At 69.5% G+C, this 24,626-nt stretch carries 23 protein-coding genes; 13 read left to right on the forward strand and 10 right to left on the reverse strand.

What is annotated here, in order from left to right; translation table 11 throughout:
* Positions 1-112 precede the first annotated feature (112 nt).
* The gene (cycA, locus tag ACX80J_RS03460) at positions 113-1,591 is read right to left on the reverse strand and encodes a D-serine/D-alanine/glycine transporter (RefSeq protein WP_459345254.1); all 1,479 of its coding nucleotides are present in this window, start codon (positions 1,589-1,591) and stop codon (positions 113-115) included.
* A 190-nt stretch (positions 1,592-1,781) separates the two neighbouring features.
* On the opposite strand from cycA, the gene ACX80J_RS03465 reads away from it, so the two are divergent.
* The 12 genes from ACX80J_RS03465 (at position 1,782) to ACX80J_RS03520 (ending at position 14,663) form a co-directional block, all read left to right on the forward strand.
* Positions 1,782-2,429, forward strand: coding sequence for a VOC family protein (locus ACX80J_RS03465; protein ID WP_459346815.1), 648 nt, complete (start codon positions 1,782-1,784; stop codon positions 2,427-2,429).
* Positions 2,430-2,455: 26 nt separating this feature from the next.
* Positions 2,456-4,024, forward strand: coding sequence for an FAD-dependent monooxygenase (locus ACX80J_RS03470; protein ID WP_459346816.1), 1,569 nt, complete (start codon positions 2,456-2,458; stop codon positions 4,022-4,024).
* A gap of 82 nt (positions 4,025-4,106) precedes the next feature.
* Entirely contained in the window at positions 4,107-5,849 is a 1,743-nt protein-coding gene (locus ACX80J_RS03475) for a dihydroxyacetone kinase family protein (protein WP_459346817.1), read from the forward strand.
* Between the two features lie 8 nt (positions 5,850-5,857).
* Positions 5,858-6,313: a ribose-5-phosphate isomerase gene (locus ACX80J_RS03480; protein ID WP_459345258.1), complete on the forward strand. Its 456-nt coding sequence runs from the start codon at positions 5,858-5,860 to the stop codon at positions 6,311-6,313.
* 6 nt (positions 6,314-6,319) lie between these two features.
* Entirely contained in the window at positions 6,320-7,108 is a 789-nt protein-coding gene (locus ACX80J_RS03485) for a triose-phosphate isomerase family protein (protein WP_459346818.1), read from the forward strand.
* Positions 7,089-7,805 carry a GntR family transcriptional regulator gene (locus ACX80J_RS03490; protein ID WP_459346819.1) on the forward strand — a complete coding sequence of 239 codons (717 nt, stop codon included), beginning with the start codon at positions 7,089-7,091 and terminating at the stop codon, positions 7,803-7,805. Before ACX80J_RS03485 ends, ACX80J_RS03490 begins: the two co-directional genes overlap by 20 nt.
* A gap of 111 nt (positions 7,806-7,916) precedes the next feature.
* A complete protein-coding gene (locus ACX80J_RS03495; RefSeq protein ID WP_459346820.1) occupies positions 7,917-8,861 on the forward strand; it encodes a sugar phosphate isomerase/epimerase family protein in 945 nt (314 codons plus the stop codon).
* Positions 8,858-9,811 (forward strand): 3-hydroxyacyl-CoA dehydrogenase family protein, encoded by a 954-nt coding sequence (locus ACX80J_RS03500; RefSeq protein ID WP_459345262.1) that lies wholly within the window; start codon positions 8,858-8,860, stop codon positions 9,809-9,811. The genes ACX80J_RS03495 and ACX80J_RS03500 overlap by 4 nt, the downstream gene beginning before the upstream one ends.
* Before the next feature lie 18 nt (positions 9,812-9,829).
* The gene (locus ACX80J_RS03505) at positions 9,830-10,600 is read left to right on the forward strand and encodes an SDR family NAD(P)-dependent oxidoreductase (RefSeq protein WP_435868645.1); all 771 of its coding nucleotides are present in this window, start codon (positions 9,830-9,832) and stop codon (positions 10,598-10,600) included.
* A 140-nt stretch (positions 10,601-10,740) separates the two neighbouring features.
* Positions 10,741-12,120 (forward strand): MFS transporter, encoded by a 1,380-nt coding sequence (locus ACX80J_RS03510; RefSeq protein ID WP_459346821.1) that lies wholly within the window; start codon positions 10,741-10,743, stop codon positions 12,118-12,120.
* Positions 12,121-12,223: 103 nt separating this feature from the next.
* Positions 12,224-13,699 (forward strand): four-carbon acid sugar kinase family protein, encoded by a 1,476-nt coding sequence (locus ACX80J_RS03515; RefSeq protein WP_459346822.1) that lies wholly within the window; start codon positions 12,224-12,226, stop codon positions 13,697-13,699.
* Positions 13,700-13,763: 64 nt separating this feature from the next.
* The gene (locus ACX80J_RS03520) at positions 13,764-14,663 is read left to right on the forward strand and encodes an NAD(P)-dependent oxidoreductase (protein ID WP_459346823.1); all 900 of its coding nucleotides are present in this window, start codon (positions 13,764-13,766) and stop codon (positions 14,661-14,663) included.
* A gap of 68 nt (positions 14,664-14,731) precedes the next feature.
* Here ACX80J_RS03520 and ACX80J_RS03525 read toward each other — a convergent pair whose 3' ends face one another.
* From ACX80J_RS03525 to ACX80J_RS03555, 7 genes are all read right to left on the reverse strand, one after another.
* Positions 14,732-15,130 carry a response regulator transcription factor gene (locus ACX80J_RS03525; RefSeq protein WP_459346824.1) on the reverse strand — a complete coding sequence of 133 codons (399 nt, stop codon included), beginning with the start codon at positions 15,128-15,130 and terminating at the stop codon, positions 14,732-14,734.
* Between the two features lie 103 nt (positions 15,131-15,233).
* The gene (gene mnhG / locus ACX80J_RS03530; protein WP_459346825.1) at positions 15,234-15,641 is read right to left on the reverse strand and encodes a monovalent cation/H(+) antiporter subunit G; all 408 of its coding nucleotides are present in this window, start codon (positions 15,639-15,641) and stop codon (positions 15,234-15,236) included.
* A gap of 4 nt (positions 15,642-15,645) precedes the next feature.
* A complete protein-coding gene (locus ACX80J_RS03535) occupies positions 15,646-15,903 on the reverse strand; it encodes a monovalent cation/H+ antiporter complex subunit F (protein ID WP_459346826.1) in 258 nt (85 codons plus the stop codon).
* Positions 15,900-16,448, reverse strand: a complete 549-nt coding sequence (locus ACX80J_RS03540; RefSeq protein ID WP_459346827.1) for a Na+/H+ antiporter subunit E — start codon at positions 16,446-16,448, stop codon at positions 15,900-15,902. The genes ACX80J_RS03535 and ACX80J_RS03540 overlap by 4 nt, the downstream gene beginning before the upstream one ends.
* Positions 16,445-18,055 (reverse strand): Na+/H+ antiporter subunit D, encoded by a 1,611-nt coding sequence (locus ACX80J_RS03545; RefSeq protein ID WP_459346828.1) that lies wholly within the window; start codon positions 18,053-18,055, stop codon positions 16,445-16,447. Before ACX80J_RS03545 ends, ACX80J_RS03540 begins: the two co-directional genes overlap by 4 nt.
* Positions 18,052-18,534, reverse strand: a complete 483-nt coding sequence (locus ACX80J_RS03550; protein WP_459346829.1) for a Na(+)/H(+) antiporter subunit C — start codon at positions 18,532-18,534, stop codon at positions 18,052-18,054. Before ACX80J_RS03550 ends, ACX80J_RS03545 begins: the two co-directional genes overlap by 4 nt.
* Positions 18,531-21,515: a Na+/H+ antiporter subunit A gene (locus ACX80J_RS03555; protein WP_459346830.1), complete on the reverse strand. Its 2,985-nt coding sequence runs from the start codon at positions 21,513-21,515 to the stop codon at positions 18,531-18,533. The genes ACX80J_RS03550 and ACX80J_RS03555 overlap by 4 nt, the downstream gene beginning before the upstream one ends.
* A gap of 208 nt (positions 21,516-21,723) precedes the next feature.
* Here ACX80J_RS03555 and ACX80J_RS03560 point away from each other — a divergent pair, with 208 nt between their 5' ends.
* Positions 21,724-23,112: an MFS transporter gene (locus ACX80J_RS03560; RefSeq protein WP_459346831.1), complete on the forward strand. Its 1,389-nt coding sequence runs from the start codon at positions 21,724-21,726 to the stop codon at positions 23,110-23,112.
* A 36-nt stretch (positions 23,113-23,148) separates the two neighbouring features.
* Here the strand turns inward: ACX80J_RS03560 and dcd are convergent, their stop codons facing one another.
* A complete protein-coding gene (gene dcd, locus ACX80J_RS03565; RefSeq protein WP_301225332.1) occupies positions 23,149-23,724 on the reverse strand; it encodes a dCTP deaminase in 576 nt (191 codons plus the stop codon).
* Between the two features lie 32 nt (positions 23,725-23,756).
* Positions 23,757-24,611, reverse strand: coding sequence for a tryptophan 2,3-dioxygenase (locus ACX80J_RS03570; protein ID WP_459346832.1), 855 nt, complete (start codon positions 24,609-24,611; stop codon positions 23,757-23,759).
* Positions 24,612-24,626: the final 15 nt, after the last annotated feature.

A 24,626-nucleotide genomic window follows, 5' to 3' on the forward strand; every position in this document is an offset into this window, starting at 1 on the left:
CGCCCCCCAAGCGATTTCCAGGGGACGGTCCTTCGGTGCTTCCGCGCGGTCTTCCGGAGCAGTCTTCCGGAGCGGTCTTCCGGAGCGGTCTTCCGGAGCAGTGGTGCGGGACCTAGCGGCCCGCGCGTGCCGCCTGCTCGGCCTGCACCGTGGCCTTGTGCTCCTCGATGCGGGCCTGCTGCAGCGGCGTCTTCCGGTTGGCGTACCAGGCCGCTCCGAGCAGGAGGAACCACACCGGCGTCACGACGAGCGCCAGCCGGGTGTCCTCGGCCTGCGCGAGGGCTACGAGCATGAACACGAAGAAGGCAAGGACCACGTAGGGCATGAACGCGGAGCCGGGCATCTTGAACGCGGACCGCTCATGCAGCTCGGGACGGCGGCGGCGGAACGCCAGGTAGCTGATGAGGATCATGGACCAGACGAACATCGTCAGGACCGAGGCCACCGAGGTGACGATCGTGAAGGCTCCGATCACGGAGTCACCCGAGTAGAGCAGGATCAGACCGGCGAGCAGGAAGATGCAGGAGAACAGGAGAGCGTTCTGCGGCACCTGGCGGCGGCTGAGCGTGCCGAAGGCCTTCGGGGCGTTGCCGTCCTGCGCCAGTCCGAACACCATGCGCGACGTGGAGTAGATGCCGGAGTTCGCGCTCGAGGCGGCGGAGGTCAGCACCACCAAGTTGACGACGACGGCAGCGATACCGAGGCCGGCCAGGGTGAACATGCCGATGAAGGGGCTGTTCGCGGGATCGATGGTCCGCCAGGGGTTGACCGCCATGATGACGGTGAGCGCTCCGACGTAGAAGAGCAGCACACGGATGGGGATGGAGTTCACGGCGCGGGGAAGCGTCGTCTCGGGGTCCTTCGTCTCGGCGGCGGCGGTGCCGACCAGTTCGATGCCGGCGAAGGCGAAAATGGCGATCTGGAAGCCGAGGATGAAGCCGAACAGCCCGTGCGGGAACATGCCGCCGTCGTTCCAGATGTTGGCGAGGTTCGCGACTTGCCCTGCGGGAGAGGTGAAATGCGTGGCGATCATGACGATGCCGGTGGCGATCAGGGCCAGGATGGCCACGACCTTGATGATGGCGAACCAGAACTCGGCCTCGCCGAACGCCTTCACCGTGGGCAGGTTCAGGAGCAGCAGCACCACGGGGGTGGCCAGCGCCGGGATCCACAGCGGGGTCCCGGGGGCGAGGATGTCCACGTAGCCGGAGATGGCGACGATGTCGGCGACGCCCGTCACGACCCAGAAGAACCAGTAGGACCACCCGGTGAAGAACCCGGCCCAGGGTCCGAGCAGGTCGCCCGCGAAGTCGCTGAAGGACTTGTACTCGAGGTTGGACAGGAGGATCTCCCCCATGGCGCGCATGACGAAGAAGAGCATGAAGCCGATGATCATGTAGACGAAGATCACGGAGGGACCGGCAAGCGAGATGGTCTTGCCCGAGCCCATGAAGAGGCCGGTGCCGATGGCACCACCGATGGCGAGCAGCTGGATGTGGCGGTTGCTCAGCGCCCGGGTCAGGTGGGGCGAGGAGCTGGAACGGCCGGTGGCGCGGGTCGAGGCCGGCGCCGAGAGTACGGGATCAGACATGGAGGAGGTGTTCCTTCCGCAGCCGCGGGGCAGGAAGGCAGCGGCGGTTGCGTGGGTAAAGACGGATATGACAGACATAAAACCCTGAACCGTAGGGAACTGAGAGTCAAATCACAGCCTCACCGGGCGGCCGTCGACTGCGTGGGCGGCAGACCTTCTCCTGCCTCTCCGACGGGGCCATACTGGCCGCATGACTATCCTCGGCACCCGCCAGATCCTCGACGCCGGCCTGGGCGACTGGCGGAAGCTGGCCCAGGCGCTCCACGCCCGTTTCCTGACCGGGAACTTCGCCACCGGCCTCGCCCTCGTCGCGGCCATCGGCGAGCTTGCCGAGGAGATGGACCACCACCCTGACGTCGTGCTGACCTACCGGCACGTCGACGTGAAGCTCCTCAGCCATGATGCGTCCGGCATCACGGAGCGTGACGTCCGGCTGGCCAGGGCGGTCAGCGAACTCGCCTCGGCGCATGGCATCGCCGCCGACCCCGCGGCTCCCGCCGTCGTCGAGCTCGCCCTCGACACCGCCGACCCGGCCGCGATCGGCCCGTTCTGGGCGGCGCTGCTGACCGGGGAGGCCGGCGCGGTGGACGGCGACGACGTCGTCGACCCCTCCGGGCGCGTTCCGCTCCTGTGGTTCCAGCACACCGACGCGCACGAGACGCCGCGGCAGCGGTTCCACCTCGACCTTTGGGTGCCGCACGACGCGGCGGACGCCCGCATCGCGGCGGCGGTCGCCGCCGGAGGCACCGTGGTGGACGCCACCCGGGCGCCGTCCTTCACCGTGCTGGCCGACGCCGAGGGCAACCGGGCCTGCGTCTGCACGACCCTGGACCGCTGACCAGGACACCGGCGAGGAGGCCCGCGATGGAGCAGGACGAACGGCACGACCCCGGGAGCGTCGACGTCCTGGTGGTGGGAGCCGGCCCCACCGGCCTGATGCTGGCGAACTGGCTGGTGAGACTGGGCGTGCGCGTGGTGCTGATCGACGGCAAGGACGGCCCGACGGTGGAGTCCCGTGCCCTGGGCGTGCACTCGCGGTCCATGGAGATCTACGACCAGCTCGGCGTCGTGGACCGGGTGCTGGCCGAGGCCGTGCACGCCGAGTCCGTGCGGCCGGGGTTCGGGCGCAGGGCCTTCGCGCCGGTCCCGCTGGGCGGCCTCGGCAGGGGGCTCTCCCCCTATCCCGGCATGCACATGCTGGAGCAGAGCGCCAACGAGCGGCTCCTCGTCGACAACCTGCAGGCACTCGGCGGGTCCGTCCGCTGGGGGCACCGGCTGCGGTCCCTGGACCAGGTGGACGGCGGCGTCGGAGCCGTCGTCGAGGGGCCCATGGGCACGGCAACCGTGTCCGCGCGGTTCGCGGTCGGCTGCGACGGGGCGTCCTCACTCGTCCGTACCCTGTCCGGGATCGCGTTCGAGGGCACCACCAGCCGGCAGACCTTCTACCTGGTCGATGCGGTGGGAGTGAGCGGGCTTCCTCCCGCCACCGTCAACATCCGCCAGGAGGCGACCGAGTTCCTCCTGGCCTTCCCCATGCGGCCCGACGAGGAGGGCAGGAACGGCCAGCGGCTCATCGGCACCGCCGGCGACGACGACGCCCCGTCCGTCACCGAGGACTTCGCGCGGCGCCGGATGGCCGAGGCGTTCGGCGTGACCTACGAGGACTACCGCTGGTTCTCCACCTACCGCATCCACCACCGGATCGCCGCGCAGTTCCGCACGGGTTCCGTGTTCCTGGCTGGGGATGCCGCCCACGTCCATTCCCCGGTCGGCGCGCAGGGCATGAACACGGGGCTGCAGGACGCCCACAACCTCGCGTTCAAGCTCGCCGACGTCGTCGCGGGGCGTGCACCCGAGACGTTCCTCGGCCGGTACGAGGCGGAACGCCGGCCCGTGGCGGTGCGCCTGCTCACGACGACGGACCTGGTGTTCCGCGGCCTGACGTCCTCCTCGAAGGTCGTCATGGCCGTGCGCAGGTACGTGCCCCGGGTCGTACTGCCGGTCGCCGTCGCCCTGTTCCCCCGCCTGCCGGTCGGCCGGCGGCTCGCGGGTTACCTCGGCCAGATCCGCATCCACTACTGGATGGACGGGAGCACCGTGCGCCGACGCCGGGACGCCGTCGTCGGGAGGCGGCTGCAGTGGACCGGCGAGAACTTCGACGTGCTGCGCTCTGCGACCTGGCAGCTGCACCTGTATGCAGCGGACGAGGCAGGGATCCGGCACGCGGAAGCCGCGGCGCGGGAGTTCGGGCTCCCCCTCCACCGCTTTCCGACCACCGGATCGACACCCCTCCGGCCCGGCATCCTGTACCTCGTGCGGCCGGACGGGTTCGTCGCTGCCGCCTCGCGCCCGGAGGACGCCGCCCGGGCCCTGCACGCGGCCGGCGGATACCAGCCCGCGCCGAGCCGAGCTGACCGGCGGTCCTCCGGCTGACCTGCTGCGTGCCGCGCTCCGAGGGCATTGCCTGATCGTGCAGATCCTATAGAATGTAGGAAAACGACCAGGAGGAATCGCAATGACGCGACTGTTCAATGAGCCCGGAGACTTCGTCGACGAGATGATCAGCGGCTTCGCGGCCGCGGCATCGCGCTGGGTCCAGCAGATCCCGGGCGGCGTCGTCCGCGCCGGCCGCCCTGCAGCACCGACGGTCTCCCTCGTCATCGGGGGCGGCAGCGGACACTACCCGGCCTTCGGCGGCCTCGTGGGGCCAGGCCTGGCCCACGGAGCCGTGATGGGCAACCTCTTCGCATCGCCGTCGGCACACCAGGTCCGCACGGTCGCCCGGACCGCCGACCAGGGCCGGGGCGTCCTCCTGAGTTACGGGAACTACGCGGGTGACGTCCTGCACTTCGACGAGGCGCAGGCCGAGCTGCGCGAAGCCGGACTGGACGTCCGCACCGTGACCGTGACGGACGACATCTTCAGCGCCCCCAGGGGCGAGGAGCACAAACGGCGCGGCATCGCGGGGGACCTCACCGTGTTCAAGGTCGCCGGCGCAGCGTGCGAGGAGGGCTACGACCTCGACGGGGTCGAGCGCGTCGCCCGCCGCGCGAACGATCGGACCCGCTCCCTCGGGGTCGCCTTCGGCGGCTGCACGCTCCCCGGCGCCGACGCGCCCCTCTTCGAGGTCCCCGAAGGCCGCATGGCCGTGGGACTGGGCATCCACGGCGAGCCCGGCATCGACGAGGTGGACATCCCCACGGCGGCGGGCCTCGCCGAACTGTTCGTCAGCCGCCTCCTCGAGGAGGTCCCGGACGGGGTCGCCCTCGAGGGCGCGCGGGTCGTGCCCCTGCTGAACGGCCTCGGCAGCGTGAAGTACGAGGAACTCTTCGTCGTCTACCGCACCGTCCACCAGCTGCTCGGCGAACGCGGCATCAGTATCGTCGACCCGGAGGTCGGCGAACTGTGCACCAGCTTCGACATGGCCGGCTGCTCCCTCACCCTCCTGTGGCTCGACGACGAGCTCGAACGCCTCTGGACGGCGCCGGCGGACACGCCCGGCTTCCGCCGCGGACAGGTCGGCGAGCAGCAGCGTTTCGACGCGGAGGTCAAGGACGACGCCGAGGAGACGGTCGGCAGCTCATCCGCCGAATCCCGCGCCTGCGCCGCTACCGTCGCCACGGCCCTCGAGGCCGTCGCGCGCATCGTGGACGAGCACGCCGACGAACTCGGCAGGCTGGACCAGGTGGCAGGCGACGGCGACCATGGCATCGGGATGCAGCGCGGCGCCCACGCCGCCCGGGACGCGGCGCGCGCCGCCGTCGGGCAGGGCGCCGGCGCCGAGACGGCACTGCGGCACGCGGCCAACGCGTGGAGCGACCGTGCCGGCGGCACCTCGGGGGCCATCTGGGCGACCATCCTCAAGGCCCTCGGATCGGTGGTCGGCGACGAGGTACGGCCCACCGCGGAGGACCTCGCACGAGGAGTGTCGGCCGCCAGTGACGCCGTCATGGCCTTCGGGAAGGCGAAGGTCGGCGACAAGACCATGATCGACGCGATCGTGCCTTTCTCCGACGAACTGTCGGCGCGGATCGGCGACGGGCAGGGGCTCGCCGAGGCGTGGTCGGGAGCCGCGTCCGCGGCCACGGCCGCGGCGGAGGCCACGGCGGCGATGAAGGCGACCCTCGGCCGTGCTCGGGCCCACGGGGACAAATCCGTCGGCACACCCGACCCCGGCGCGGTGTCCTTCGCCCTCATCTGCACCACCGTCGCCGACGTCATCAGTAGCGCAGCGGGCACCAGCCCGCAGGATTCCTAGGAGAGAACATGGCACTCAGGCTCATCATCGGCTGTGACGATGCGGGATACCAGTACAAGGAGATCCTGAAGAAGGACCTCGAACAGAACGACCTCGTCGAGTCGGTGGTCGACGTCGGCGTGGGACCGGACGGCCACACGCCCTACCCCACGGTCGCCATCGAGGCCGCCGAGCGGGTCGCCAGGGGCGAGGCCGATCGGGCGCTGCTCATCTGCGGTACCGGGATCGGTGTCGCCATCGCCGCGAACAAGGTGCAGGGCATCCGGGCCGCCACGGCCCACGACTCCTTCTCGGTGGAACGGTCGGTCCTGTCCAACGACTGCCAGGTGCTCTGCATGGGCCAGCGCGTCGTCGGCATCGAACTCGCCCGCCGGCTCGTGCGGGAGTGGCTGACCTACACCTTCGACACCTCGAGCGCGTCGAAGGCCAAGGTGGACGACATCCTCGCCTACGAGGGCGTGTAGGGACCCATGCCGAGGTTCACCATCGGTTCCAGCCTGAAGATGTATTTCGGCCACCGGAGCCAGGTCGAGTGGACCCGCCGGGTGGCGGAGATCGCCTCCGCCCACCCGGCGGTACGGGACGGGGTGGTGGAGCCCTTCGTCATCCCGACCTTCCCGTCCATCCCCGCCGTCCTGGATCTGGCTGCTCCCGCGGGGCTGCTCGTGGGAGCGCAGGACGTCCACTGGGAGGACGCCGGCGCCTTCACCGGGGAGGTCTCGGCGGCGGAGCTGGCGGAGCTGGGCGTGGGGCTCGTGGAGATCGGCCATGCGGAGCGCAGGGCGATGTTCGGTGAGACGGATTCCTCCGCCGCCCGGAAGGTCCATGCGAGCCTCCGTCACGGACTGGTGCCTGTGCTCTGCATCGGCGAGGAGGAACGGGGCGAGCACGCGTCGGCGGTTCAGGCGTGCCTGCGCCAGCTCGAGGCGTGCCTCGCCGTCGCCCGCCACGAAGGGACCGGCGGGACGATCATCGTGGCCTACGAGCCGGTCTGGGCGATCGGGCAGCCGGAACCCGCACCCGACGCCCACATCCGCGCCGTCACCCGCGCCCTCCGCGCACACCTCTCCGGGGACGCGTTGCTGCAGCATCCACGGGTAATCTACGGAGGGAGTGCCGGCCCGGGCCTGCTGACGCGCATCGCTCCGGATGTGGACGGCATGTTCCTCGGCCGCTTCGCACACGACCCGGCTGCGTTCGGGGCCATTCTGGACGAGGCGTGGAGAATTGGGGTTGGCGATGACAGCAGGGCTTTCTGACCGTTCCGTTCCGGACATCGACCGCCGCGGGCTGCGGGACCGGGTGTACGACCGGATCCTCGACATCCTCCTCTCGAGCGAGATGGAACCGGGGGCGAGGCTCTCGATCGACACGCTGGCGAAACAGCTCAAGGTCTCCCCGACGCCCATCCGCGAGGCCATGGTCCAGCTCGAACGCACGGGCCTGGTGACCCGCGAGGCCCTGAAGGGCTACCGCGTCGCTCCTCCCCTCGGAGCCGAGCAGCTCGATGAACTGTTCGAGGCCCGCATCATGCTCGAGGTCGAGGCCGCACGACTCGCGGCCCCCCGGGCCGCATCCTTCCTGCCCGCCCTGCAGCGGGCCCACGAACACCATCACCTGATGGGTGAACGGGTCACCGAGGCGATGCGGGGCGGCGACGTCCCCATCCGCACCATCCACGACTACTTCGACGCCGACAACGCCTTCCACCTGGTGATCCTCGACGCCGCCCGCAACCGGTACGTGCAGGACATGTATGCCAATCTCGGGGCCCTGACGCACCGGATGCGCCAGGCCGTCATCCGGGGGACGAGTGACGTCTCCGAGGCGGCCACCGAGCACGCCGCCATCCTGGCGGCTTTCGCCAGCGGGGACCTCTCATCGCCCGTCGCGGCCCTGCGGGCCCACATCGAGGGCGTGCGCGCCCGCTCCCTGGACGATTCTCCCGGCGCCTGACCGGCAACCTCGGAAACAGCCCGGAGAGGTCTTGCAGAGACGGATCGGTCCGTCTATATTTCCTATAGGATCTTTTCTTCCTCCCCATCCCGATTGCAATGGAGCAACGACATGCCTTCGCAGCCCGCGTTCACTGCCCAGAACTGGCCGATCGCCACGTGCCTGCACGGCATCCCCACGGTGAGCAAGGAGGGCGTCGCCCTCCACGACGCCGCCCCCGAGGCGTGGGACGACATGTTCAGCCAGGTGGAACAGGTCGGCTTCTCGCTCGCCGAACTGGCCGACAGCCACGTCCGCCCGGCCGACCTCGAGCCGTCCCGGCGTGACGAGTTCCTGTCCATCGCAGCCTCGCACGGCGTGCGGATCCCGTCGGTCCACCTGCAGCGGCAGAGCGTCATCATGCCGGGCCACGAGGAACGCAACCTCGCCTACGCGCACCGCACGATCGACGCGGCAGCCGAATGGGGCATGGAGGTGTTCTCGACCGGACTCCACCAGCCCTTCAGCGAGGCGCAGCGCCGCGCCCTCTGGTTCTGGACCGCGCAGGGACCCAAGGACCCGGACGATCCGGAGGTCTGGCAGGCGGCGGTCACGCGCCTGCGGGAGCTCGGCCGGCACGCCGCCGACGTCGGCTTGAAGATGTCGCTGGAGCTGTACGAGGACACGTACCTCGGCACTGCGGACAGCGCCGTGCGGCTCGTGGAGGAGATCGGCCTCGACAACGTCGGCATCAACCCCGACGTCGCCAACCTCATCCGCCTGCACCGCCCGGTCGAGGACTGGCGTGAGCTCCACGCGAAGCTCCTCCCCTACGCCAACTACTGGCACGTCAAGAACTACACACGCGACGAGGCCGCCGACGGCTCGTGGGCCACGAGCGTCCCCAGCTCGATGGAGGCCGGCCTGATCAACTATCGCCAGGTGATCCGCGACGCCATCGAGCTCGGGTTCGACGGCATCTTCCTGTGCGAGCACTACGGCGGGGACAGCCTCGGGAACTGCAGCACCAACCAGACCTACATCCGCTCACTCCTGCCTGGGAAGAAGGACGCATGACACCGAAGAGAATCGCAGTCGTCGGATCGGGGTACATGGGCGGCGGGATCGCCCAGGTCCTCGCGCTTGCCGGCCACACCGTCCGGATCGCGGACGTGAGCGCCGAGATCGCGTCGTCGAACCTCGCACGGCTGCTGACCGAGGCGGACCAGTTCGCCGCCGACGGCCTGTTCCCCGCGGATGCGCGCCAGCGCATCGAGGCGAACGTCACCGCCGCCGACTCCATCGAGGACGCCGTGTCCGACGCGGAGTTCATCGAGGAGGCGGTGCCGGAACGGATCGAGATCAAGCACGAGACGCTGCGGCGGATCTCGGCGGCCGCCCGTCCGGACGCGATCATCGGCTCGAACACCTCCACCATCCTGATCGCCAGCCTCGCGGAGGCCGTGGAGCATCCGGAGCGGTTCCTCGGCGTCCACTTCTCCAATCCCGCCCCCTTCATCCCCGGCGTCGAGCTCATCCCGCACCCGGGAACCGATGACGGCATCATCCCGGTGGTCGAGGAGATCGTCGCCTCAACCGGCAAGGAGACGGCGCGTGTGAAGGACGCCACCGGCTTCGTGTTGAACCGGCTCCAGTACGCCCTGTTCCACGAGGCGACCCAGATCGTCGAGGAGGGCATCGCGACCGCGGACGACGTCGACACGATCGTCCGCACGACCTTCGGCTTCCGCCTTCCCGTCTTCGGTCCGTTCGCCATCGCGGACATGGCCGGACTGGATGTCTACGCGTTCTGCTACGCGTCCCTGCAGACCCGCTGGCCCGAGCGTTTCGCAACCCCCGATTCGCTGAAGCAACTCGTGGACGCCGGGAACTTCGGCACCAAGACTGGTTCCGGCTACCTCGACGTCCCGGCGGACCGCACCGCCGAGCTGATCGCCTACCGCAACAAGGCCTACGTGGCCATCAAGAAACTCATGGACGAACTCGGTCCTGCCCCCATCCACTGATCGCAAGGAGGCCCTATCGTGGCACCAGCATTTCCCGACTCCCGGTCGGTCGTCCTGACCGGGGCGGCCTCGCCGCGCGGCATCGGCCGCGCCTCGGCCCACTACCTGGCAGGACTCGGTTGGAACATCGGCATCATCGACCTCGATGACGCCGCGGCGAAGGCCGTCGCCCGCGAGATCGCGGAGGAGCACGGCGTCACGGCGGCCGGGGCCGGGGCCAATGTCGCCAACGAGTCCGAGGTCCGGGCGGCCTTCGACACCCTGGAGGCCGAACTCCCGCAGATCGTCGCACTGGTGAACCTCGCCGGGGTCTCCAGTCCCGTGCCCTACCTCGAGGTCACCGCCGAGGAGTGGGACCGCGTCATGAGCATCAACATGAACGGTGTCCACTACGCCACCCGTCGGGCCGTCGAGTCCATGGTCGAGTACGGCGTCGGGCGGGTGGTCAACCTGTCCTCGGTCTCCGCGCAGCGCGGCGGAGGGACGTTCTCCAAGACCGTCTACTCCGCGGCGAAGGCCGGGGTCATCGGCTTCACCCGCTCCGTGGCACGTGAACTGGGCGGGGCGGGCATCACCGTCAATGCCATCTCCCCCGGTCCCATCGACACGGACATCATGGGCGGAACGCTCACGGAGGAACGGAAAGCCGCCATGGCGGCCGACGGTGTCCTCCCGAGGATCGGCACCCCCCGTGACATCGCAGCAGCCATCGCCTACCTCATCAGCGAGGACTCCGGATTCGTGACGGGCCAGACCCTGAACGTCGACGGCGGCCTCTACATGCACTGACATGCGCGACTGGTCGAAATCCCGCATCCTGTTCCTCGCCCTCGGCGTCGTCCTCGTCGTCATCGGGGCGTGGCTCATCTTCCCGGCACTCGTCGGGTGAGTCGCACCATCCACCACCAACTGCACTAAAGGAGAGGCCCATGTCCGCTACGGACGCGGTCAAAGACGACCTGGACAGCCCCGCGCTTGCCTCCGCCGTCAAGAAAGCTGCACGGCACCTGATGCCGATGCTCATCATCCTGTACTTCGTCGCGTTCCTCGACCGTACGAATGTCGGATACGCCCAAGATGCCCTCCAGGTCGACCGCGGCGTCTCCGCCGGGGCCTTCGCCCTCGGCGCGGGCATCTTCTTCATCGGGTACGCGATCTTCGAGATCCCGTCCAACCTGCTGCTGAAGAAGTTCGGCGCACGCTGGTGGCTCGCCCGCATCGCCGTCACCTGGGGCCTCGTGGCCGCGGCCTTCGCCTTCACGACCGGCGACACCATGTTCATCGTCCTGCGCTTCCTCCTCGGCGTCACGGAGGCCGGGCTGTTCCCGGGCGTGATCATGTTCCTCTCGGAATGGTTCCCCAACAAGGTCCGCGTCCAGATGTTCGCCCTGTTCTACCTCGCACAGCCCTTCTCCCAGATGCTCGGCAATCCGCTCTCCGGCGCCCTGATCTCCTTCGGCGACACGTACACGCCGTGGCACGGATGGCAGGTCATGTTCTTCACGGAGGGCATGCTGGCGGTCGTCGCCGGTATCGCCGCGATCTTCTTCCTCATCGACAGCCCCCAGAAGGCGAAGTGGCTGGACAACGACGAGAAGCGGGCACTGCTCCGGGTCATGGAGGCGGAGGACGTCGTCCGCAGCACGGATGGCCCGTCGGGCATCCTGCGTGCCATGGGGAACTGGAAGGTCTGGTACTTCACGGTGATCTACTTCTGCCTGCAGGTGGCGGTCTACGGCACCACGTTCTACCTCCCCCAGCAGGTCAAGCGCATCATCAGCCCCGACGCCGAGTTCTGGCAGGTCGGCCTGATCACGGCCATCCCCTGGCTCGTCGGCCTGTTCGTCTGCTACAACGTGGGCAAGCGCGCCAACACCATCCGGCGCCGCCGTACGTGGGGCGCGATGTTCTACACCCTCACCGGCCTGGCGACCATCGGAGCGGCATTCGCCGGCGAGAACGGGATGCCCGTCCTGGCGATCGCGTTCCTCGTGATCTCGGTCTCGAGCTTCCTGGCCTGCGGTCCGATCACGTGGTCCTACCCCACGGCGTTCCTCACCGGCACGGCGGCGGCGGCGGGCATCGGGCTCATCAACTCGCTGGGCAACCTCGGCGGATTCGTGGCCCCGATCATGCGCACCGCGATCGACGAGCGCTACGCGACCGAGACCGGCCTCTACGGCACCATCTCGGTCGGCGTGTTCGCCTTCCTCGCCGCTGTGATGTTCCTCCTGACCCGCAAGATGCGGTCCCGGTCGGACGACCTGCTGGTCGAGGACGAGAAGGTGGCGGCAGTACCCGGCCACTGACGGCAAGCGGTCCATCGGCGGCGGGGGGGGACTTTCTTCCTCACCGCCGTCGGCGGTCCCGCACCGGAATTTCAGGTTCCACCCGACACCACGACGGAGCAGCATGACCACCGAATCCGACCTCCTGTCCGCCTACCCGGCGGAACTGCCGATCTCCGCCCATGAGGTGGCGACGGCAGTCCAGGCCGCCCAGCAGGACGACCCGCGGATCTTCGTGGTCCTCGACGACGACCCGACCGGGACGCAGTCCGTGGCGGACCTCCCGGTCCTGATGCGCTGGGACGTCGAGGACTTCTCCTGGGCCTTCGCCCAGGGCAAGCCGGCGGTCTACGTGCTCACGAACACCCGGAGCCTCGACGCGCCGGAAGCGGCGGCCCGGAACGAGGAGATCGTCCGCAACGCACTGACCGCAGCAGCAGCCGAACCGGCGGGTGTCCACGTCAGCTTCGTCAGCCGGTCCGACTCGACCCTGCGCGGGCACTACCCCCTCGAACCCGACACCATCGCGGCGACCGTCCTCGACGTCGCGGGGGAAGCGACCGACGGCGTCGTCATCGTCCCGGCCTTCCCCGATGCCGGACGCGTCACCATCGGCGGGGTGCACTACGTGCGATCGCCCGACGCCGGCCGGCTCGTCCCGGTGTCGGACACCGAGTTCGCCCAGGACGCCACCTTCGGCTACCGCAACGCCTCGCTCGCGCACTACGTGGAGGAGAAGAGCGCCGGACGGATCCCGGCGGACTCCGTGATCGTCCTGGACCTCGGCATCATCCGTGCAGGCAGCACGGGTGGGGGCGCGGCGGCATCGGCGAAGGCCATCGCGGACGCCATCGAGGGCGCGGCCGATGCCACGCCGATCGTCGCCGACATCGTGACCGAGAACGACCTGCGCGCCCTCGCCCTCGGGCTGGACGAGGCGGAACGGCGCGGCAGGAAGCTGCTGTACCGGGTGGGACCGCCCTTCATGCGGGCCCGGATCGGGCAGGACATCCGGGCCGAACTGACCGGGGACGAGGCCTACGCGGGCCACGAGCCGTCGACTGCCGGCGGGTTGATCGTGGTCGGCTCGCACGTCGGCGTCACGACCCGGCAGCTCCGCATCCTCACCGAGCAGCACCAGCGGGCGCACATCATCGAGATCGACGTCGAGCAACTCCTCGACGAGCGCGCGGCCCGCCACCTCGACGGGATCGTCGACGAGGTCGTGGCACGCCTCGCGGAGGGGGACGTCATCCTGCACACGAGCCGGCTGCTGGTCCGGACCAGCGATGCGGCCGCCAGCCTTCGGATCGCGCGCACCGTCTCCGCCGCCGTCGTCGCGGTCGTGAACCGTTCGCTGAAGATCTTCCCGCCCCGCTTCGTGATCGCCAAGGGAGGCATCACCTCCTCCGACGTGGCCGCGCACGGTCTGCAGATCCGACGGGCGATCGTCCGGGGCCCGATGCTCCCGGGGATCGTGAGCCTGTGGGAGCCGGTGGATGGCCCCGCCAGGGGCATCCCGTACATCGTCTTCGCGGGCAATGTGGGGGACGATTCCTCCCTCGCCCGGGTCACCAGGAAACTCAGCGCGACCTTCTGACGCGCACCCCCCATCTCCCCTACCCCCCCGGCAGCCCCCGCTCTAGCATTGGATGGCGATACCCATGACCGACAGCTACTCCGTCACAGTCCTCGGCCTCGGCGCCATGGGCCTGCCGATGGCCACACGCCTGGCCACCGGCCTCACGGTCCACGGCTTCGACATCGCCGAGCCGAGGCTCGCACTGGCCCGGGAGGCGGGAATCCGCACGTTCTCCTCCGCCCGGGAGGCAGCGACCGGTACCGACGCGCTGCTGCTCGCCGTGCGCAACGGCGAACAGCTCGACGACGTCCTGTTCGGCGAGACGGGAGTGGCTTCCGTCCTGCGGAAAGGGTCCGTCGTCATCCTCACCAGCACCGTGGGGACCGATGCCGTGCCGGCGACCGTGGAGCGACTGGCGGGCTACGGTGTCGCACTGGTCGACGCACCGCTCTCGGGTGGCCCGAAGCGCGCCGGCGAGGGCGACCTCCTGATCGTGGTGGGAGCGGACCCTGCTGCTCTGGAAGCGGCACGTCCCGTGCTCGAGCTCCTGGCCTCCACCCTGACCGTCGTCGGCGACAAGCCCGGGGACGGGCAGGCCCTCAAGACCGTCAACCAGCTGCTGTGCGGCGTGCACATCGCGGCCGCAGCCGAGGCGATGGCCCTCGCGGACGCCCTCGGACTCGATCCGGCCCGGACCCTCGCCGCCCTCGAGGCCGGCGCAGCCGGGTCCTTCATGCTCTCGAATCGGGGGCCGCGGATGCTCGAGGCCTACTCGGACGAGGGGGCAGAGGTTCTCAGCCGCCTCGACATCTTCGTCAAGGACATGGGCATCGTGGGGAAGGCGACCCGAGCCGCCGGGATGGCCGCTCCCGTGGCCGCCGCCGCGGAACAGCTCTACCTGCTGGGCCAGGCGCAGGGACTGGCCGCCGAGGACGACTCCGCGGTCATCCGGGTCATCTCGCCCACCCGGCGCTCCGCCTAGCGCTGCCCGGGGTCTCCCCGAGGGGTCCCCGCTCCCTTGCTGTCGACCGGTCCCGAGCGCGACGGCGCCTAGGCGGCACCCTCGCGCGGAAAGACGCCGTCGAGGTAGGCACCGAGGACACGCGGGCTGAAGGGCTTCGCCATGAAGTGGTCCGACCCGGCCGCGAGGCACTGTTCCTCGGTGAGTTGAGGGGGCCGGGCCGAGATCGTCAGGATGTGCGCGTCCGAATCGGCCCGGAGCCGGCCGCAGAGATCGATGCCGTCCACGTCCGGGAGATTGAGGTCCAGGGTGACGAGTGAGGGATCGACGGCGTCCAGGAGGCGCTGCCCCTCGGCGCCCGTGACGGCCTCGTGCACCTCGAAGTTCCGCGAGGACAGGATGATGACGAGCAACTGACGGATGTCGGCGTCGTCCTCGATGACCACGGCGACCCGCTGCCGCTCATCCGACTCCGAAACCAGCCTCACTCGTCACCGCTCCTCGATTGGAAGCAAGCTTACCGTCCGGGCCCGGACGTGACCACCTGGTGCGGGCGGAATGACGCCGAGGATCGCGGTGCGCAGGAGAAGCTCAGGTCGCGTCGCCGGTCCCCTGCCCGCCGCCGCGTCCGCCACCGTCCGGCTGCGAAGGCCCGTCGCGGTCGTCCGCCGCCCGCACCACGACGTCGTCGAGCTCGTCCAGTGTGAGCAGATCGCGCCGGAGGTGCCGGGTACGGTATCCGGCACGGCCGACCATGTGCGCCGAGACGGGGCTCGTCAGCAGCTGGAACAGCCAGCACAGCACCAGCAGCGGCACGAGCACCCAGTTCCCGGACTCGACCGCGAGCGCCAGAAGGAAGAGCAGGAGCCCGAGGACCTGCGGCTTGGTCGCGGCATGCATGCGCGAGAGCAGGTCGGGGAAGCGCACCAGGCCGATGCCCGCAGCGAGGGACAGGAGCGCTCCTGCGACCAGCAGGACGGAGACGACGACGTCGGCCATGGCGCTACTTCCTGTCCGTCACGAAACGGGCCACGGTCACCGAGCCGACGAACCCGATCAGTGAGATCGCGACGAGCAGGATCAGGTTGTCGAGGTGTCCGTGCACGACCATGTTCAGCACCAGCGCCGCACCGATGATGGCGAGGACGACATCGAGCGCCAGGACGCGGTCGAGGATCGACGGGCCCCGCACGGCCCGGTACAACGCGAGGGCAGCCCCGACGGCAAGTATTCCTCCGACCACATATTCCACCACCGTCATCTCCGCGCCTCCTCGGTCCGGAGTGCCGCCAGGTCGGTGCTGCTTCCCATGATCCGGATCAGCCAGGCTTCCGTCGCACGGACATTCCGGCGGATCGCGTCGGCGCCCGCGTCGTCCGTCACGTTCAGGCAGTGCAGGTAGAGCGTCGACGTGGAACGGTCCACCTCCAGGACGAGGGAGCCCGGAATGAGCGAGATCGCGTGACCCGTGGCCGTGACGAGGAAGTCCGAGGAGCTGCGCAGTTCCACGGCGACGACGGCGTTCCGCAGCGACGGCCCCTTGCTCACGGCGAGCCAGAACACCTGAAGGCTGGCCGTGACGAGTTCGTACAGGAACCGGCCGAGGAACGGCACCACCCACAGCACGTTGAAGCGGCCCGTGAGTTCGACGGGAGGCAGGTAGAAGAAATTCACCACGGCGTAGGCGATGAGGGCACCGAAGACGAGGTTGCCCGGGCCGAAATCCTGCCACAGGGCACCCCAGACGAGGACGAGCCAGACGACGAGGGGGAGCTCGGTGATGAGCGGTATGCGCTGCCGGGTCACCCGTCCGCCCCCGTTCCCAGGACCGCTTCGATGTACGGGGTGCGGTCCAGCATCTCGGAGGCCGCATCGTCGCTGAGCGTGAAAAGTGGACCGGCGAGGAGGGTCAGCGCCAGCCCGAGCGCCACGAGGCCGATCGTGGGCCCCGTCATGGTGCCGGGCAGGAGTGTCACCGGGTCCTTGCCGGCAAAACGCCCCGTGTCCTCGCCGGTGACGCGATGGGACGTCCCCACGCCGGAGCCGTCCGCCGTGCTCGCCAGGAGGATCGGATCGGGATCCTCCGCGTCCGCCGGGCTCCGCCAGAACGCCCGGTTCCAGACCCGGGCCATCACCAGGAGCGTCAGCAGGCTCGTGACCACTCCTCCGGCCACCAGGACATAGGCGAGCGGGGTCCCGAGTTCGATGCCCGCCTGGATGAGTCCGAGCTTCCCGAGGAACCCCGAGAACGGCGGGATGCCCGCGAGGTTCATGGCCGGGAGGAAGAAGAGGACCCCCAGGAGCGGCGACAGCTTCGCGAGGCCGCCGAGGCGGTCCACGTTGGCCGTTCCGCCTCGGCGCTCGATCAGTCCTGTGACGAGGAAGAGGCTCGTCTGGACGGTGATGTGGTGGGCCACGTAGTAGACAGCTGCGCCGAGTCCGAGGCGGGTGGAGATGGCCAGCCCGAAGACCATGTACCCGATGTGGCTGACGAGGGTGAAGGACAGGAGCCTCTTGATGTCCGACTGTGCCAGCGCACCGAGGATCCCCACGACCATCGTCAGCAGCGCGACCACCATCAGGAGGGAGTTGATGCGGTCCCCCGGGAAGAGCAGTGTCTCGACGCGGACCATGGCGTAGACGCCGACCTTGGTCAGCAGCCCGGCGAACACCGCTGTGACGGGCGCGGGTGCCGTCGGATAGGAGTCCGGCAGCCAGAAGGAGAGCGGGAAGACGGCGGCCTTGATGCCGAAGGCCACGAGCAGCATCAGGTGGAGCACCATCTGCGTGGCCGGATCCACGTCCTCCAGCCGGACCGCCAGATCGGCCATGGTGATGGTGCCGGTCGCGCCGTAGATCATCGCGATGGCGATCAGGAACAGCATCGAGGACACCACGCTCACGACCACGTACGTCACACCGGCCCGGATCCGGGGCGCGGTGCCGCCGAGGGTCATGAGGACGTAGCTCGAGGTGAGGAGGATCTCGAAGCCCACGTACAGGTTGAACAGGTCACCCGTCAGGAAGGCGTTGGACACCCCGGCGACGAGGATGAGGTAGGTGGGATGGAAGATCGACACCGGCCCTTCCTCGTCGCCGTCCGTCATCCCCTGCCCCGCGGCATAGATCAGGACGGCGAGGCTGACGGCGGACGACACCACCAGCATGAGGGCCGAGAACTGGTCCACCACCAGCACGATGCCGAACGGGGGCTGCCACCCGCCGAGCGTCACGGCGTGCGTCCCGGCGCCGGGCGCGGCGAGGAGCATCCCGACCTCGATGAACAGGGTGACGCTGAGCGTCGTGATGCTCACGGCCCGCTGTGCCCGCGCGTGCCGGATGAGGATGAAGGTGACGGCCGCTCCGAGGAACGGCAGGACGACGGCGAGCGGAGCGAGGTCGGCCGCGATCATCGCGCACCCCCCGGCCCGGCGGTGCGGCCGGCGGGGTCGTGCCGGTCCGCCGGGCGTTCGTCGTCGCCGGGGAACTCGGAGGTGTCTGCGGCGATGTCGGCGTCGTCCTCGTAGTCGTAGCTGTCCTGGTCGGCGACGCGGCGGTCCTCCGGGTCGTCCTGGACGTCGTCCTCCCGGCCCAGCACCCACGACCGGTAGATGATGCCGAGCATGAACGCGGTGACGGCGAACGTGATGACGATCGCCGTGAGGATCAGGGCCTGCGGCAGGCTGTCGGTGTAGTCCTCCGCCGCCGTCCCCGCGACGTAGAGGGGGGACTTCCCGCCGCCTCCACTCATGGCCAGGATGAGGATGTTGGCCCCGTTCCCCATGAGGATCAGGCCGAGGAGCACCCGGGTCAGGCTGCGTTCGAGCAGCAGGTAGATCCCGGCGGCGAACAGTGCGGCCATGAGCACGATGAGCGTGATGTTGACCGTCATGGCCGGACTCCTTCGGTGGCGGGCGGGACGAGGGCATCGGGCCCGGCCTCTTCCTCGACGGGGCGATCGGCCTCGCTGCGCTCGTCGATCTCCGACCCGAGGCTCCGGAGGACGTCCAGGACGAGGCCCACGACGATGATGTACACCCCGATGTCGAAGATGGTGGACGTCACGAACTTCACGTCACCGAAGACCGGCAGCCAGAATTCGAGGATGTAGCTCTCGAGGACCTCGCCGCCGACCAGCAGCGGCGCTGCCGCCGTGAGGGAGACGATGGCGAGCCCGACGCCGAGCAAGGCCCCGGCACTGACCGGGCTGGCCTCGGCGAGCTCGAACCGTCCGCCGGCGAGGTAGCGGATGGCGAGGGCGAGGCCTGCCATCAGCCCGCCGGCGAAGCCGCCGCCCGGCAGGTTGTGGCCGGCGATCAGCAGGTAGATCGACAGCACGATGATCGTGTGGAAGAGCAGCCGCGTGATGACCTCGAAGATGATGGAACGGCGCTCCGGCGCGAGGGTCCGTCCGGCGACGAGCCAGGGGTCCCGGGCGACGGCGGCGAATTGTGCCGCCAGGGTCCGTGCAGCGTGCTCGCGGCCGTGCAGGGGCTCCTGCCCCCGGTCGACCGATCCGTCCTCCACGCCGTCGGCCCGGCGCCGCTTGTCCCCGCGGCCGCGGATGAAGATGAGGCTGGCGATTCCCGTGGCGGCTGTCGCCAGGACCGTGATCTCGCCGAGGGTGTCCCACGCGCGGATGTCCACGAGCAGGACGTTGACGGCGTTGGCTCCCCCGCCGTCCCTGTAGGCCAGCTCGGGGTAGGCGAGTGAGATGGGCGCCGCGGTCCTCGATGCCATGGCCGACATCGCGATGATCGCCATGATGCCGCCGAACGCTATCCCCAGCGCGGCGCGGAGGAGCCGGTGCCGGGTCTCCTCGCGGTTCCACAGCCGGGCCGGCAGTGAGCGCAGGGCGAGCACGAACGCGACGAGCACGATGGTCTCGACGAGCATCTGGGTGAGCGCGAGATCGGGCGCACCGTGGAGGGCGTAGATGACCGCCATGCCGTAGCCGGTGATGCCGACCATCAGGACGGCCATGAACCGCTTGTCCGCCCGCAGCGCCGCGAGGAGGCCCGCCAGGATGACAGCCGCGGCGACGACCTGCGCCGGGGACTCCGCGATGCGGAAGTCCGAGGGCAGCGGAGCATCGAACAGGATCAGGGCGGTCAGCGGGGTGACGACGGCTGTGGCCAGGATGACGAAGAGGTAGAAGGACAGCGAGCCGCGCTGGGTGCGCCCGGTGACCCAGACGGCGACGTCGTCGAGCACCCCGACGGTGGAGCGGTAGACCGCCTCGGCCTCCCGCACGGACGGCACCCCGGCCTGCACCCGTTCGACGGGAACGCGCAGGAGGTGGAGTGCGACGCCGGCCACGATGGTGACGACCGACAGCAGCAGGGGCAGGTTGAATCCGTGCCACAGGGCGAGGTGCGGTGTGCCGCCGCCGGCGAAGAGCGCGGCATAGGGCTGGATCGCGGCGTCGAGCGGGGCCGGCCAGATCCCGAACAGCACGGAGGCGGCGGCGAGCACGGCGGGTGCCAGCAGGAAGGAGGCCCGGACCGGCTCGAAGGCCGTCCGCGGCCCGCCGTGCTTCAGCGCGAAGGCACCCCAGACGAACCGGGCGCTGTAGGCGAAGGTCAGGATGGAACCGAGCACGATCCCGCCCAGCAGGAGTACCCCGGCGACGCCGTCCTCCGCACGGTGCGCGAAGGCCTCGAACACCGACTCCTTCGCGACGAAACCCAGCAGTGGCGGAATGCCCGCCATGGACCCGGCGGCTACCAGCGCGACGACGAAGAGGACGGGTGAGGAGCCTCCGATCCCGGACAGCACCCGGAGGTCCCGCGTGCCCGAGTGGTGGTCGATGATGCCGACCACCAGGAAGAGCGTCGCCTTGAAGAAGCCGTGGGCGAGGAGCAGGCCGAGGCCGGCCACGGCCCCGTCGCGCCCGCCGAGTCCCACGACCATCGTCAGGAATCCGAGCTGGCTCACCGTCCCGTAGGCGAGGACGAGCTTGAGGTCGAACTGGCGCAGGGCGCGCCACCCGCCGAGCAACATCGTCGCCATGCCGAGGAGGAGGATCACGGGGTACCACAGGGCGGTGTCGGAGAATCCCGGGGCGAAGCGCGCCACGAGGAAGACGCCGGCCTTCACCATCGCCGCGGCGTGGAGGTAGGCGCTGACGGGCGTGGGTGCCGCCATCGCGCCGGGCAGCCAGAAGTGGAAGGGCACGAGCGCGGACTTGGTGATGGCCCCGACCAGCACCAGCCCGATCGCCACGTCGACGAGTGTCCCGCGCGCCACGAGGGACCCGGCACCGGCGAGGATCTCGGAGATCCGGTAGGTTCCGGCTTCCTGGCCGAGCATCACGAGGCCCACGAGCATGGCCAGGCCGCCCAGGGTCGTGACGATCAGTGCCTGCAGGGCCGAGCGCCGAGCCGACAGGCGGTGGCGCGCGTAGCCGATGAGCAGGTAGGACAGGATCGTGGTCAGTTCCCAGAAGATGAACATCAGGATCAGGTCGTCGGCCGTGACCAGCCCGACCATGGACGCCGCGAAGGCCAGGAGCTGCGCGCCGAACGCGCCCACGTCCGGATCGTCGTTCTTGAAGTAGCGCGCGCAGTAGAAGAGCACGAGCGCCCCGACACCGAGGATCAGGATGCAGAGCACCGCGGCCAGCGCATCGAGCCGGAAGGCCAGCTCGAGCTGCAGGGTCGGGATCCAGGGGATGACCACCGACGGCGGAGCGCGGGGCCCGGCAAGAGCCTCCTGATCGGCTGCCAGGACCGCCGGCAGCTGGAGGAGGAGCCAGGCGAAGCCCGTGGCGGGTGCGGCGGCCAAGACGAAGAACGCCGATCTGCCGAGCCGGGAAAAGAGGACAGGCGCTCCAAGTGCCAGCGCGAACATCGCGATGAGCACGGTGAGCATGGGAGTCTCGATCTTCCGCTGGGGGTCGGTCGGGCTCCTGCCAGTCTACCGAAGGATTCCCTCCGACCTGTCCCCGGCCTCCCCCGGCCCTCCCCTTCGGCCTCCCCGGGCCTCCCCTCCGGACGCCCGAACCGCCGCCCGAACCGCCACTCCGCGCACCGCGACGGGTCAGGCGGAATGGGCGTCGTACGGCGCTAGCATTCACCCTATGAGTACCCACGAGCAGCGTCCGCAGCCCGCGGAAGCCCCCGCACCCCTTCCGGCGGTCGGCTCCGGCCGCATCTTCAGCAAGCCCGTCCTCGCGTGGGCCTCCTGGGACTGGGGCTCGGCCGCCTTCAACGCGGTCATGACCACGTTCGTGTTCACGGTGTACCTCACGTCGGAGGCGTTCGGCGGGGAGGAACGCGCCTCGCAGGTACTCGGGTGGGGCCTCGCCGTCGCGGGCCTGCTGATCGCCCTCCTCGCCCCTGTCACCGGGCAGCGCTCCGACAGCGGAGGCCGCCGGAAGCTCTGGCTCGGCGTGAATAGCCTCATCGTCGCCGTGCTCACCGGCCTGTGTTTCTTTGTGTTCCCGAGCCCCGGGATGCTGCTCCTCGGCGTGGCACTCATCGCCGCCGCCAACATCTTCTTCGAGTTCGCCGGGGTGAACTACAACGCGATGCTGACCCAGATCTCGACGCCGGCCACGATCGGCCGGGTCAGCGGGTTCGGCTGGGCGATGGGCTATGTGGGCGGCATCGTGGCGCTCGTGGTGGTCCTCGTCGTGTTCATCCAGCCGGTGGTCGACTGGCCGGGTGCCTCGAGCGACAACGGCCTGAACATCCGGCTGGTGGCCGTCTTCTCGGCGCTGTGGTTCGCGGCCTTCGCGCTTCCGGTGATGTTCGCCGTCCCGGAGGTCCCGCGCAGGACCCGCGCGGCGCAGCTCGGATTCCTCGCCTCGTACGGGCTGCTGGTGCGGCGCGTGAAGGCCATCTACCGGGAGAGCCCCCACACGATCTACTTCCTACTGGCCAGCGCCATCTTCCGGGACGGCCTGGCCGCGGTGTTCACCTTCGGAGGCATCCTCGCCGCAGGCGCCTTCGGGTTCTCCGCGAGCAAGGTGATCGTCTTCGCGATCACGGCGAACGTCATCGCCGCCGCAGGTGCCGTGATCGGCGGCTTCCTCGATGACCGGATCGGACCGAAACGCGTCATCACGGGTGCCCTGGTGGGGCTGCTGGTCGCCGGGACGGCGATCCTCCTGCTCGGCACGGGAACGTATTCCTTCATCGGCATGGAGTGGACCTCGGACACGACCTTCTGGGTCTTCGGGCTGCTGCTCACCCTGTTCGTCGGGCCAGCCCAGGCATCGTCCCGGGCCTACCTGGCACGCCTCGCACCCGTGGGGGACGAGGGCGAGCTGTTCGGCCTCTACGCGACCACGGGCCGCGCCGTGAGCTTCCTGGCCCCGACGCTCTTCGCCCTCTGCATCGGGATCTTCGGCTCGCAGCTCTACGGCGTGGTCGGCATCCTCGTGGTCCTGCTCGCCGGGCTCCTCGTCCTGCTGCCGGTCCGGCCGCCCTCCCGCGTGGTGCGCGCCGTCGTGCCCGAGGCCTGATCCCGCGGCCGGACGGCCCCGTCAGGGGACGGGGCGTCAGATGTCCGTCCGGTGGAAGTTGAGGTGGCTGCGCGACGCCGTCGGGCCCCGCTGGCCCTGGTACCGGTTGCCGTACTCGCCCGAACCGTAGGGGTGCTCCGCCGGGGAGGTCAGCTTGAAGAAGCACAGCTGCCCGATCTTCGACCCCGGCCACAGCTTGATCGGCAGGGTCGCCATGTTGGAGAGCTCGAGGGTCACATGGCCGGAGAACCCGGGATCGATGAACCCCGCGGTGGAGTGCGTCAGCAGTCCCAGCCGGCCCAGTGACGACTTGCCCTCGAGCCGTGCGGCGATGTCGTCGGGGAGGGTCACCGTCTCGTAGGTGGACCCGAGGACGAACTCGCCGGGGTGGAGGATGAACGGCTCGTCCCGGGCCACCTCGACCAGGCGCGTGAGGTCCGGCTGGTCCTCGGCGGGGTCGATGTGCGCGTACTTGTGGTTGTCGAAGAGGCGGAAGTAGCGGTCGATCCGGACATCGACGCTGGAGGGCTGCACCATCGCGGGGTCGTGCGGTTCGAGGACGATCCGCTGGGCGGCCAGTTCTGCTCGGATGTCGCGGTCTGAGATCAGCACCGTCCAAAACTACCAGTCCTGCAGGACCCGGTTCAGCGCCCGATCTCGGTGCGCACGGCGAAGAGTTCGGGGAAGAACGTGAGCTCGAGCGCACGCTGCAGGAAGCCGACGCCGGAGGAGCCTCCCGTCCCGGCCTTGAACCCGATGGTCCGCGCGACGGTCCTCAGGTGCCGGAACCGCCACAGTTGGAAGTTGTCCTCGAGGTCCACGAGTTCCTCGCATGCCTCGTAGATGTCCCAGTGGCCGGCGGCGTCCTCGTACACCTGCTTGTAGACGGCGACGAGGGCCGGGGTGAACTCGTGCGCCACCGTGACGTCCCGCCCCAGGAGCTCATCGGGGATGGCGTAGCCCCGCCGCGCAAGGAGCGCGATGAACTCGTCGTACACGCTGCTCGTCCCCAGCAGCTGCGCGAGCAGGTCGCGAGCCGCCGGATCGGCGTCGAACACCTCGATCATGGCGGCGTTCTTGTTGCCGAGCAGGAACTCGACGGCGCGGTACTGGTAGGACTGGAAGCCGCTCGAGGACCCGAGGTCCCCGCGGAACTCCGCGTACTCGGACGGCGTGAGGGTCGCCAGGACGGACCACTGCTCGGTCAGCGAGCGCTGGATGTGCTTGATGCGCGCGATGCCCTTCATCGCGGCCCGCAGGTCGTCCCCCTGGAGGTGGAGGCGCACGGCGCGGAGCTCGTGCAGCACGAGCTTGAGCCACAGCTCCGAGGTCTGGTGCTGGATGATGAACAGCATCTCGTCGTGATGCTCCGGCGAGCTCACGGGGTGCTGCGCGTCGAGCAGCCTGTCGAGCCCCAGGTAGGACCCGTAGCTCATCTTGTCCGAGAAGTCCCGCTCGATACCCTGCTCCAGGTCGCGGGTGTTGCGCTCGACACTCATGCGGCAAGCCTACGT

It is taken from the genome of Arthrobacter rhamnosi (genome assembly GCF_054510975.1).

What these genes read in the sequence shown, in the direction of transcription:
- ACX80J_RS03560 (WP_459346831.1), top strand. Translation starts at nt 21,724, where the DNA reads ATGAGTACCCACGAGCAGCGTCCGCAGCCCGCGGAAGCCCCCGCACCC.
- ACX80J_RS03495 (WP_459346820.1), top strand. Translation starts at nt 7,917, where the DNA reads ATGCCTTCGCAGCCCGCGTTCACTGCCCAGAACTGGCCGATCGCCACG.
- ACX80J_RS03545 (WP_459346828.1), bottom strand. Translation starts at nt 18,055, where the DNA reads ATGATCGCGGCCGACCTCGCTCCGCTCGCCGTCGTCCTGCCGTTCCTC.
- ACX80J_RS03490 (WP_459346819.1), top strand. Translation starts at nt 7,089, where the DNA reads ATGACAGCAGGGCTTTCTGACCGTTCCGTTCCGGACATCGACCGCCGC.
- ACX80J_RS03555 (WP_459346830.1), bottom strand. Translation starts at nt 21,515, where the DNA reads ATGCTCACCGTGCTCATCGCGATGTTCGCGCTGGCACTTGGAGCGCCT.
- ACX80J_RS03535 (WP_459346826.1), bottom strand. Translation starts at nt 15,903, where the DNA reads ATGACGGTGGTGGAATATGTGGTCGGAGGAATACTTGCCGTCGGGGCT.
- ACX80J_RS03515 (WP_459346822.1), top strand. Translation starts at nt 12,224, where the DNA reads ATGACCACCGAATCCGACCTCCTGTCCGCCTACCCGGCGGAACTGCCG.
- ACX80J_RS03485 (WP_459346818.1), top strand. Translation starts at nt 6,320, where the DNA reads ATGCCGAGGTTCACCATCGGTTCCAGCCTGAAGATGTATTTCGGCCAC.
- ACX80J_RS03470 (WP_459346816.1), top strand. Translation starts at nt 2,456, where the DNA reads ATGGAGCAGGACGAACGGCACGACCCCGGGAGCGTCGACGTCCTGGTG.
- ACX80J_RS03510 (WP_459346821.1), top strand. Translation starts at nt 10,741, where the DNA reads ATGTCCGCTACGGACGCGGTCAAAGACGACCTGGACAGCCCCGCGCTT.
- mnhG (WP_459346825.1), bottom strand. Translation starts at nt 15,641, where the DNA reads ATGGCCGACGTCGTCGTCTCCGTCCTGCTGGTCGCAGGAGCGCTCCTG.
- ACX80J_RS03550 (WP_459346829.1), bottom strand. Translation starts at nt 18,534, where the DNA reads ATGACGGTCAACATCACGCTCATCGTGCTCATGGCCGCACTGTTCGCC.
- ACX80J_RS03465 (WP_459346815.1), top strand. Translation starts at nt 1,782, where the DNA reads ATGACTATCCTCGGCACCCGCCAGATCCTCGACGCCGGCCTGGGCGAC.
- cycA (WP_459345254.1), bottom strand. Translation starts at nt 1,591, where the DNA reads ATGTCTGATCCCGTACTCTCGGCGCCGGCCTCGACCCGCGCCACCGGC.
- ACX80J_RS03570 (WP_459346832.1), bottom strand. Translation starts at nt 24,611, where the DNA reads ATGAGTGTCGAGCGCAACACCCGCGACCTGGAGCAGGGTATCGAGCGG.
- ACX80J_RS03480 (WP_459345258.1), top strand. Translation starts at nt 5,858, where the DNA reads ATGGCACTCAGGCTCATCATCGGCTGTGACGATGCGGGATACCAGTAC.
- ACX80J_RS03520 (WP_459346823.1), top strand. Translation starts at nt 13,764, where the DNA reads ATGACCGACAGCTACTCCGTCACAGTCCTCGGCCTCGGCGCCATGGGC.
- ACX80J_RS03475 (WP_459346817.1), top strand. Translation starts at nt 4,107, where the DNA reads ATGACGCGACTGTTCAATGAGCCCGGAGACTTCGTCGACGAGATGATC.
- ACX80J_RS03500 (WP_459345262.1), top strand. Translation starts at nt 8,858, where the DNA reads ATGACACCGAAGAGAATCGCAGTCGTCGGATCGGGGTACATGGGCGGC.